The sequence below is a fragment of the Holdemanella sp. MSK.7.32 genome, from assembly GCF_024460475.1.
In the GTDB taxonomy this organism is placed as follows: Bacteria; Bacillota_I; Bacilli_A; order Erysipelotrichales; family Erysipelotrichaceae; genus Holdemanella.
This window is the reverse complement of sequence record NZ_JANFYN010000065.1, coordinates 1-9,532: the sequence shown is the minus strand read 5'-3', so window position 1 is coordinate 9,532 and position 9,532 is coordinate 1. Positions and strand designations below refer to the sequence as shown.

Here is a 9,532-nt window from a genome sequence, read left to right as displayed (position 1 = left end):
CAAAAAAGGATCTCAGTTTTATAACCATAACTGAAATCCTTTTAATCATTAAAAACAAATCTAGGGGTCTATAGGTTCATGCCGATATGGCATCAGTCCCCTAAATTGACCCCTAGATATTTCTTGGAAACCCCTAGATTATTTGGTTACCTGCTAAAATTTAAAATTATCTAACAACACGAATGAATTGTGGAGATGCTGCTGTGCTTAAATATGCACTAGCAATTACAGTCTTACCTTCGTAGTTTCCATGAACAGCTTGTCCATTTCCAATATAGATAGCGATGTGGTCAACACCACGTCCACCATTGTTATAGTACAATAAGTCACCTTCTTGAGGATCGTTAGTGTAGTATCCATATTGACCTGCGTATTGATCTGGCCATAATTGATAAGCATCACTTACACCGGCATTTGCCAAAGCTTGTTGTACAACTTGTGTACACCATAATCCATCAGTTACACCTACTAATTTCTGTGCTTCAGCAGAAATTCTTTGTCCTAAAGTACTAGCTGCAGGTGTTACAGTCTGTTCAGGTGCTGGAGTTTCAGTTTGTTCTGGAGCAGGTGTTACAGTTTGCTCAGGTGCTGGAGTTTCAGTTTGTTCTGGAGCAGGTGTTACAGTCTGTTCAGGAGCTGGTGTCTCAGTTTGTTCTGGAGCAGGTGTTACAGTTTGCTCAGGTGCTGGAGTTTCAGTTTGTTCTGGAGCAGGTGTTACAGTCTGTTCAGGAGCTGGAGTCTCAGTTTGTTCTGGAGCAGGTGTTACAGTTTGCTCAGGTGCTGGAGTCTCAGTTTGTTCTGGAGCAGGTGTTACAGTCTGTTCAGGAGCTGGTGTCTCAGTCTGTTCTGGAGCAGGTGTTTCTGCTGGAGTTTCAGTTGTATCTGTTGCTTCAGTTGTAGTTACTGGAGTTTCAACTACTTCTTCGGCTTTCTGTTCTGTTTCTTCTTTTACAGCTTCTTGACTAGCTGTTGCTACTGTTTCTTTCACTTCCCCTGTAATGTTACTTGAAACGCTAGCTGTTGTTGCTTCTTCAGTCTTTGAAGAATTTACTGTTCCATCTTCTGAGAAATAGTAAGATTTTCCTTCGATTTCTTGCCATCCTTTTGCTACAGTTTTATCTTCATTGACATAGCGATCACCATGCCATCCTGGTTCTTCCTTAGCTGCAACTACTGTTGCCACAACAGGGAAAGCAGATGCTACACATAAAATCGCTGCAACTTTTTTACCATTATTTTCTACAAAGTTCATTTTATTCTACCCCCTATTTAAAATAGTTCATGACTAGTTTACCACGAAACCACCTCACAAACAACCCTAAAATTTATTTTTGGTTAGAAATAACTAAAAATAAAAGGCCTCAAAGAGGCCTAGATAATCATCAATTATTTTGTTTTTTCAATGATTTCTGTGAAGCTATCTTCTTTCAAACTAGCACCACCAATTAATGCACCATCGATATCTGGTTGAGCCATATATTCAACGATGTTGTTAGGTTTAACACTTCCACCATATTGGATACGTACTTTTTCAGCAGCTTCTTCACCATACATAGCCTTAACTTGGTCACGTACGATCTTACAGCAGTTTTCAGCAATTTCAACTGAAGCAGATTTTCCAGTTCCGATAGCCCAGATTGGTTCGTAAGCAATTACCATTTCACCAACACATTTTGGACATAAGTCAGCTAAAGAACCAGCTAATTCTTCACGAATTACTTTTTCTGAGTTTCCAGCATCGTAATCAGCTTCTGTTTCACCAACACATAAGATTGGAGTGATTCCAGCTTTAATTAAACGTTTTGCTTTTTTGTTTACTGTTTCATCCGTATCACCGAACATTTCACGACGTTCTGAGTGACCAATAATGCAGTATTTAACTCCCATTTCTTCTAACATAGGAACACTAACTTCACCAGTGAAAGCTCCACTATCTTCAAAGTGGCAGTTTTCAGCAGCTACAACTAAGTTTTTAGCGTGATCCAATGCAGTTCTTAAATCAGTAAATGGACATCCAATTCCATAAGTAGCATTTTCGCTAGCAGCAACACCATCAACAGCTTCGAAGAAAGCTTTTGTTTCAGCGTTGTTTTTGTTCATTTTCCAGTTTCCAACGATAATAGGTTTTCTCATCTTAAGTACATCTCCTTATTACTTTTCGCTGATAATAGCGATACCAGGTAATGTTTTACCTTCCATATATTCCAAACTAGCTCCACCACCAGTTGAAACGTGAGAGAATTTGTCTGCATATCCTAATTGTTTTGCAGCAGCAGCAGAGTCTCCACCACCGATTACTGTAATAGCTTCTGGTAATTCAGAGATAGCTTTACATACTTCTTCAGTACCTTTAGCAAATTTAGGCATTTCGAATACACCCATAGGTCCATTCCATACTACAGTTTTAGCACCAGCTAAAGTTTTTCTGAACAATTCAACAGATTTAGGACCAATATCTAATCCCATCCATCCATCAGGAATTTGTCCAGCATCAGCAACAGAAGTGTTAGCATCTTCACTGAATGCATCAGCGATTACGTTATCTACAGGAAGAACTAATTTGTCTCCAGCTTTTTCTAAATATTCTTTTGCTAAATCCAATTTGTCATCTTCAACTAATGAAGTACCGATTGAACCACCAACAGCTTTAGAGAATGTATAAGCCATTCCACCACCGATGATAACTTTGTCAGCTTTTTTCAATAAGTTGTCAACAACATCGATCTTACTAGATACTTTAGATCCACCAATGATAGCTACGAATGGGTGAGCTGGTTCATCAACAGCTTTTCCTAACATTGTAACTTCTTTTTCAACTAAGAATCCTAATCCATTTTCTTTAATATTTGTAGGGATACCTACAGTAGAAGCGTGAGCACGGTGAACAGATCCGAATGCATCTTCAACGAATACTTCACCTAAGCTAGCCCAATATGCACCTAATTCAGGATCGTTTTTACTTTCGCCTTTTTCGTAACGAGTATTTTGCATTAATACGATTTCACCATCAGCTAATGCATTTACAGCGTTTTCTAATTCTTCACCACGAGTTACTGGGCAGAAAGTTACTTTTACATCTGGTAACAATTCTTGTAAACGTACGGCTACGCATTCCAAGTTGTTTTTAGCTTTGTCTTCTTCAGTCTTAACTTTTCCTAAGTGAGACATCAAAATAACTTTAGCTTTGTTTTCTACTAAATATTTAATTGTAGGTAAAGCCATTACGATACGGTTATCATCTGTGATAACACCATCTTTTCTTGGCACGTTAAAATCACAACGTACGATGACCTTTTTTCCAGCTACATCAAGGTCTTTAACAGTTCTCTTTGTCATGTATATTCCTCCTACTGTCATTTTTTTGCACATCCATTATATCACTACATAAATTGATTGACTAGTTTTTCACAAGTAAAATATTTCACAAAAAGCGCTTACATCACTTACTTGTGGTAATTACGACCATTATTGATCATAAAACCACGATAAATCTGTTCCAACATCAAGACTCGGGTCATTAAATGAGTAAAAGTTAGATCCGATAATTTCCAACGATAATTCGCTCTAGAAACTAATTTTTCACTTGGTCCTAGACTTCCCGCAATCACAAAAACAATATTTGAATGCTTCATTTGCCACATATCCAAATTTTTCGCAAACGTCTCAGAATCAATCATCTTGCCATGAAGATCAAGCAATACCACAAAATCTTGATCTGATAATTTTTCTAGAACACGATTTCCCTCTTTTTCTTTCACCAATAAAACTTCAGCTTCTCTAGACACATGCTCATTTGCTTCATCCTTGACTTCGATTTCACTAAACTTACAAAAAGCTGACAATCGCTTCATATATTCTTTCTCTAAAGACTGTAACGCCTTATCTTTATTCTTTCCAATCGCAATTAATTTAATCACAATATCCCTCCAAACAAATACATTATCCTAAAAACATAAATGATTTTCAAATTTCATTTTCTTTAATATCTTCCACAAAATAATCATACCGATCCAAAAATAGTTTCATCGTTTGATAGCTAGACGTCGATTTATAATCCACTTCTTCCACTTTATCCTCGTCAAATGATAAGATTTGCGCATCCGGAAACCCCAATAATATAGGTGAGTGTGTCGCAATGATAAATTGACAATTTTGTTTCACACATTCCTCAATCAAATATAGTAAAGCCAATTGATTCTGACAAGATAAAGCTGCTTCCGGTTCATCTAGAAAGTATAATCCATTTTTATTTGTTTGTTTCATCAATACAGAAAAGAAACTTTGACCATGTGATTGATCATGATATCTTTCAGAAAAAACACCACTATATTCCATTTCTTTTGTCGCAACATTATAAAAGCTTTCTGCACGCAAGAAATACATCCAATCCGGTTTTCTAGAACGCCACAAACGCATATGTTTATGCAAACTAGAATACGAATCATACGTAGAAAAATCATAATTTCTTGTTCCACCCTCTGGATTCAATCCATTTTTAATCGCAAGAACCTCCAATAATGTGGATTTACCACTTCCATTTTCACCACAAAAGAAAGTGACTGGCTTAGTAAACGTGAATTGATCAATACTTCGAATACTTTTAATATCTGCCACATAATCATCAATTTCATCCCATAAGATATCAAATCCATTTATAAACATATATATATCACCTAAGAAAAATAGTACTCTATTCGAGTACTAAATTCCATGATGATTCACATAATAAATATAGATACATAATCCAATCAAGATAAATCCCAATATCCAATTAAGCATTTCTCTTTACAATTCCGTAATAGACTTTTGAAGTTAATACATAAATCACAATGTAGACTAGGGCAAAAGCCACAAAGCAGAATATTGTCGTACGAATATAAAGCCATGCATCACTCACAAACAACAAATGAAGTAGCTTTTCAATCATTGGATACGCAAAACAAACATGAAGTCCTGCAACAAGTAGTGGCATAAAGAATACTGTTAGTACTTGCGAGTGAATAGCCTTCTTTACATCACTTTGTTCAAGGCCTACTTTTTGCATGATCTCAAAACGATCCTTATCTTCATAGCCTTCTGTAATTTGTTTGTAGTACATAATCAGAATGGTTGCCATAATAAATAAGAAGCTTAAGAAGATTCCAATAAATAAGATGCCTGCATATAATTCAATCAAACCTTGTTTCTGATCCGATTTACTTAACCAAATAAAATCGTTTATATTCTCATTCTGACCTAACTTTTTAATAACTTCACGCTCATTCGCATCACAATCAAACGAATAATAAGCACGTATTGCACTCGCATTATCGCCATACACATGTATCTGATCTTGTTGCATCTTCTCTAAAGTCTTTTCTGAATCCACAATAATATAATAATGTTCTGTCACATTTGGATTATTTTCATCCATCTTCAAATGATCCAATTGTTTCTTCACAACATATTCTTTTCCAAATAAAGATAAAGTCTTCTCCTTAGCCTTTTCTACATTGGAATACACATAGATTTCATTTGGCTTTAAAGAACCCTTGATATTTTCATAATCTTGAATATCCTTTAGTGGAAGACAATAAAATTCTTGAATCTCATTTACTGCATTCATCCCCTCATTCTGGTAATCCGTAATCAAAGTGCCATTCTTTAAATATCCAGCATAATCCAATCTCTTATACGCAAGAAGATTCTTTGGAACAATGCCCATACGAATCAGCTCTTCACTCATTTCATCAAAATCAATATTGGAAGCATCCCCATATCCATTTCCCATTACACTTCTAGGATATTGTGAATCCACAATTTCATCAATACTTGTCCACATACTTAGTGTTGTCGACAACATAACTAAGACCATCGTTGAAAGAATACAAATATTGGCTAAACCTACCGCATTTTGTTTCATACGATACATCATGCCAGAAACACTAATAAAGTGATTCGTCTTATAGTAGTAATTCTTGTTTTTCTTCATTAATTTTAAGAAAGTCACTGATATGGATGTAAACAATAAATACGTTCCAATAATCACAAGTACAACAGCCACAAAGAAAAAATAGAATGCCGTTAAAGGATTTTTTGTGGTAACTGACAAATAATATCCAATACCTAGACAAAGAATACCAATAATAGAAAGAAACCATTTTGCCTTAGGCTCTTTTTCACCCATATGATCAGAATGAAGTAATTCAATCGGACTTGAAATATGAATACGAATCATAGAATAGAAATAGATCAATACATAAATCAATCCAATCACAAGAGCGCATTGTCTCATGCCAAAAAAAGAAAAGTAGAAGCCAAGTACAATATCTGCACCAATCATTTTTGCGATAACCAAAAACATCGCTTTATCAAACAAGATACCTAAACCAATACCTAAAGCTAATGATACAAATAAAGTAATCGCAGTTTCATAAAACAATACGCGAGCTAAATGCTTCTTTTCCATTCCTAATATAGAGAATAGCGCAAATTCTTTTTGTCTTCTTTTAATTAAAAAACTATATGTATAGAACAAGAAGATAAACGCAAAGATTTCAATAATCACAACTCCAAAGCCTAACATCTGTGTTAGTGTCATTGCCCCTAACATCTCATTTAGATTCGGATTGTTTGCCAAAGAAACGACCATATACAACATCATTGTCGTTAAGACACTCGTTAATATATAAGGAATGATGGTACGCGCATTCTTCTTCAAATTATCTACAGCTAAATTTAAATAGAAAGCTCTACTCATGATGCACACCACCTGTAGCTAGTAATGTCAACGTATCACTAATACATTGGTACATCTGATCTAAATTTTTATTTCCTTTATAAATTTCATGGAAGATCTTTCCATCCTTAATAAACAGAACGCGAGAAGCATGACTTGCCGCCTTTGTCGAATGAGTTACCATTACAATTGTTTGTTGATTCGCATTGATGGTTCCAAATAAATGTAATAGTTCCTCTGTACTCTTTGAATCCAATGCTCCCGTTGGCTCATCCGCCAAGATCAAATCTGGATTTGTGATGATGGCACGAGCTACAGCTACACGCTGCTTTTGTCCACCACTGATTTCATATGGAAACTTATCTAAAATACCCTCAATTCCTAATTGTTTTGCGATAGGTTCCAATCTTTTTTTCATTTCTGGATATTTTTTCTTGCTTAAAACCAAAGGCAAGAAAATATTATCGCGATTATTAAAATTATCTAATAAATTAAAATCTTGGAATACAAAGCCCAAGTGTTCTCTTCGAAAGTTCGCAATTTCCTTTTCTGAAATATGCGTAATATCTTTACCATGTAATAAAACTTGTCCACTTGTTGGTTTATCTAAAGCAGCCAAGATATTTAATAGTGTTGTCTTACCAGATCCAGACTCACCCATGATAGCTACATATTCGCCTTTATTCACACTAAAATTAACGTTGGTCAATGCCTGTACTTGATTCTGTGTAAATCTTGTTGTATATACTTTTTTTAAATTTTTTACTTCCAATAATGCCATATTCATTACCTCCATGTACACCAAAATTCTACATAGAATTCAAAAATGCAGCCATCGATTCAGCTAACACTCATCTTACAAGATTGTAAGATTACTCAATTCTTCCTTCAAAATGCGTAAGATCTAATATCACTCGAGTGCCTTTGCCAACACTTGATTCAATTGTTATTTTATGATTTAACATATTCAAAATATTTTTACATAAATATAGACCTAGACCACTAGCTGTTTTATCACTACGACCATTTATGCCTGTATATCCCTTTTCAAATACACGATTTAAATCACTTGCACTAATACCCATACCAGTATCTTCAATCACTAAAACATGTTTAGTCCTCATATATATAGATATCAAACCATTTTCATTTGTATATTTAAGACTATTCGAAAGGATTTGTTCCAACACAAACACAAGCCACTTTTCATCACTCAAAATAACATCCCCGGTTTCTTTAAAGTTCAACTGAATATGTTTTCGAATAAATTCTGTTGAAAAACGGCGAATCGATTGTCGAATCAAATCATCCAACTCTAATTCTTTAAATAAAAAATCAGTATGCGTACTATGTAAGCGTAAATAGGCTAAAACCATATCTGTATATTGATCCATGCGTAAGAGTTGCAACTTAATTTCACTACGACTCAATTTCTCATCTTCAAGTAGTAATTTCATAGCGGCAATGGGTAGCTTAGCCTGATGTACCCACATCGTAAAATAATCTTCTAGATCATGCATTTTACTTTCTGAAGATTCAACATACTCATCATGATATTCTTTCATAGCCACTAAGATTTTATGATAGTCTTCTCCCATCAATGAAGAATCTTGAAGATCACAAGACAAAGAAACATTACTGTTAGATAGAAGAGTTAGTAATGTTTGGTGTTTCTTATAATATTTGTAGTAATCAAACAAGAAACAAACCATCAACAATACACATAAAAGCATAAGGGCATATATAAAGGCTTCTAGTTCTAAATTATATAATTTAAATACAACATAGCATGTCAAAAGACTAAAAGTATATATAACTATAAACAAACGTCGATCTTTTAAATAATGACTAAACAACTTCATATCTTATATCCCAATCCTTTTTTTGTTTGAATAAAATCCACAATTCCAATACTCTCTAGTTTTTTACGCAAACGATTCACATTTACACTCAGTGCATTTTCATCCACATAAAAGTCCGTCTTCCACAAATATTCCATTAAACGATCTCGAGATACAATCGTCCCCTTCTTTTCCATAAGTAAACGTAGGATCTTAGCCTCATTCTTGCTCAATTCCATTTGAGAAGATTGAAAACTTACTGTATTATCATCCAGATTAAAGCGTACACCTTGATATTCAAGGATATTATGATTGGATACAAAATCATAGCTACGTCTTAATATTGCCGTGATTTTAGCAGCTAGAACATTTAAATCAAATGGTTTGCATACAAAGTCATCCGCACCCTTAGAGATAGCCATCACAATACTCATATTGTCTGTAGCACTTGAAATAAAGATAATTGGAACTTTGGATTCTTCACGAATCTTTTCTGTCCACAAATATCCATTCAAATAAGGCAGTGTTATATCCATTAATACTAAGTCTGGATTAAAGGAATGAAATGCATCCATCACATTAAAAAAATCAACAACTCGATTAACATCATAGTTCCAAGATTTAAGAAACGATTCTAACTTTTTTGAGATGAGTTCATCATCTTCTACAATCATTATTTTATACATAAGTAAATTTATCTCCTTCACTAAATAAACAGTTGGAGATAAACTCCTCTAAGAACCGTACGTGCAGTTTTCCCGCATACGGCTCCCCACTGTTACTTTAAACATTCTTGATATATATGACTTTGTCACCGCTCCAAATATCAATATGGATATAAGGATGAATGATTCGGTCTTTCCATATTTCACAGAACCTTTCCAATTTAAAACTTCTTCTTTGACTCCTTCGATTCAACCATTTGAACGTAAGAAGTAGTGAATGATGCCATAGGTTTCTAACCTCTTTTATC

The 9,532-nt window shown here is 34.6% G+C and carries 9 protein-coding genes; all 9 read right to left on the bottom strand.

Features of this window, described 5'->3' with window-relative positions; all coding sequences use genetic code 11:
* Positions 1–166: 166 nt before the first annotated feature.
* The 9 genes from NE544_RS11135 to NE544_RS11095 all read right to left on the bottom strand — a co-directional run bounded on the left by NE544_RS11135 (position 167) and on the right by NE544_RS11095 (position 9,245).
* Positions 167–1,252, bottom strand: a complete 1,086-nt coding sequence (locus NE544_RS11135; protein ID WP_256269380.1) for a C40 family peptidase — start codon at positions 1,250–1,252, stop codon at positions 167–169.
* 134 nt (positions 1,253–1,386) lie between these two features.
* Entirely contained in the window at positions 1,387–2,133 is a 747-nt protein-coding gene (gene tpiA, locus NE544_RS11130) for a triose-phosphate isomerase (protein ID WP_117570820.1), read from the bottom strand.
* Positions 2,134–2,151: 18 nt separating this feature from the next.
* Entirely contained in the window at positions 2,152–3,336 is a 1,185-nt protein-coding gene (pgk, locus tag NE544_RS11125; protein ID WP_117570819.1) for a phosphoglycerate kinase, read from the bottom strand.
* Positions 3,337–3,443: 107 nt separating this feature from the next.
* Positions 3,444–3,917 (bottom strand): 23S rRNA (pseudouridine(1915)-N(3))-methyltransferase RlmH, encoded by a 474-nt coding sequence (locus tag NE544_RS11120; protein ID WP_117570818.1) that lies wholly within the window; start codon positions 3,915–3,917, stop codon positions 3,444–3,446.
* A gap of 46 nt (positions 3,918–3,963) precedes the next feature.
* The gene (locus NE544_RS11115) at positions 3,964–4,662 is read right to left on the bottom strand and encodes an AAA family ATPase (RefSeq protein ID WP_256269379.1); all 699 of its coding nucleotides are present in this window, start codon (positions 4,660–4,662) and stop codon (positions 3,964–3,966) included.
* 109 nt (positions 4,663–4,771) lie between these two features.
* Entirely contained in the window at positions 4,772–6,739 is a 1,968-nt protein-coding gene (locus NE544_RS11110) for an ABC transporter permease (RefSeq protein ID WP_256269378.1), read from the bottom strand.
* On the bottom strand, positions 6,732–7,499 hold the full coding sequence (locus tag NE544_RS11105; RefSeq protein ID WP_227403103.1) for an ABC transporter ATP-binding protein: 768 nt from the start codon (positions 7,497–7,499) through the stop codon (positions 6,732–6,734). Before NE544_RS11105 ends, NE544_RS11110 begins: the two co-directional genes overlap by 8 nt.
* A 91-nt stretch (positions 7,500–7,590) precedes the next feature.
* Complete coding sequence (locus NE544_RS11100) at positions 7,591–8,580, bottom strand: HAMP domain-containing sensor histidine kinase (RefSeq protein WP_256269377.1); 990 nt, start codon at positions 8,578–8,580, stop codon at positions 7,591–7,593.
* Complete coding sequence (locus NE544_RS11095) at positions 8,577–9,245, bottom strand: response regulator transcription factor (protein ID WP_256269376.1); 669 nt, start codon at positions 9,243–9,245, stop codon at positions 8,577–8,579. The genes NE544_RS11100 and NE544_RS11095 overlap by 4 nt, the downstream gene beginning before the upstream one ends.
* Positions 9,246–9,532 lie beyond the last annotated feature (287 nt).

Excerpts from the sequence above, each read along its gene's own strand:
- NE544_RS11095 (WP_256269376.1), bottom strand. The coding sequence starts at position 9,245 with ATGTATAAAATAATGATTGTAGAAGATGATGAACTCATCTCAAAAAAG.
- tpiA (WP_117570820.1), bottom strand. The coding sequence starts at position 2,133 with ATGAGAAAACCTATTATCGTTGGAAACTGGAAAATGAACAAAAACAAC.
- NE544_RS11110 (WP_256269378.1), bottom strand. The coding sequence starts at position 6,739 with ATGAGTAGAGCTTTCTATTTAAATTTAGCTGTAGATAATTTGAAGAAG.
- pgk (WP_117570819.1), bottom strand. The coding sequence starts at position 3,336 with ATGACAAAGAGAACTGTTAAAGACCTTGATGTAGCTGGAAAAAAGGTC.
- NE544_RS11105 (WP_227403103.1), bottom strand. The coding sequence starts at position 7,499 with ATGGCATTATTGGAAGTAAAAAATTTAAAAAAAGTATATACAACAAGA.
- NE544_RS11100 (WP_256269377.1), bottom strand. The coding sequence starts at position 8,580 with ATGAAGTTGTTTAGTCATTATTTAAAAGATCGACGTTTGTTTATAGTT.
- NE544_RS11135 (WP_256269380.1), bottom strand. The coding sequence starts at position 1,252 with ATGAACTTTGTAGAAAATAATGGTAAAAAAGTTGCAGCGATTTTATGT.
- NE544_RS11115 (WP_256269379.1), bottom strand. The coding sequence starts at position 4,662 with ATGTTTATAAATGGATTTGATATCTTATGGGATGAAATTGATGATTAT.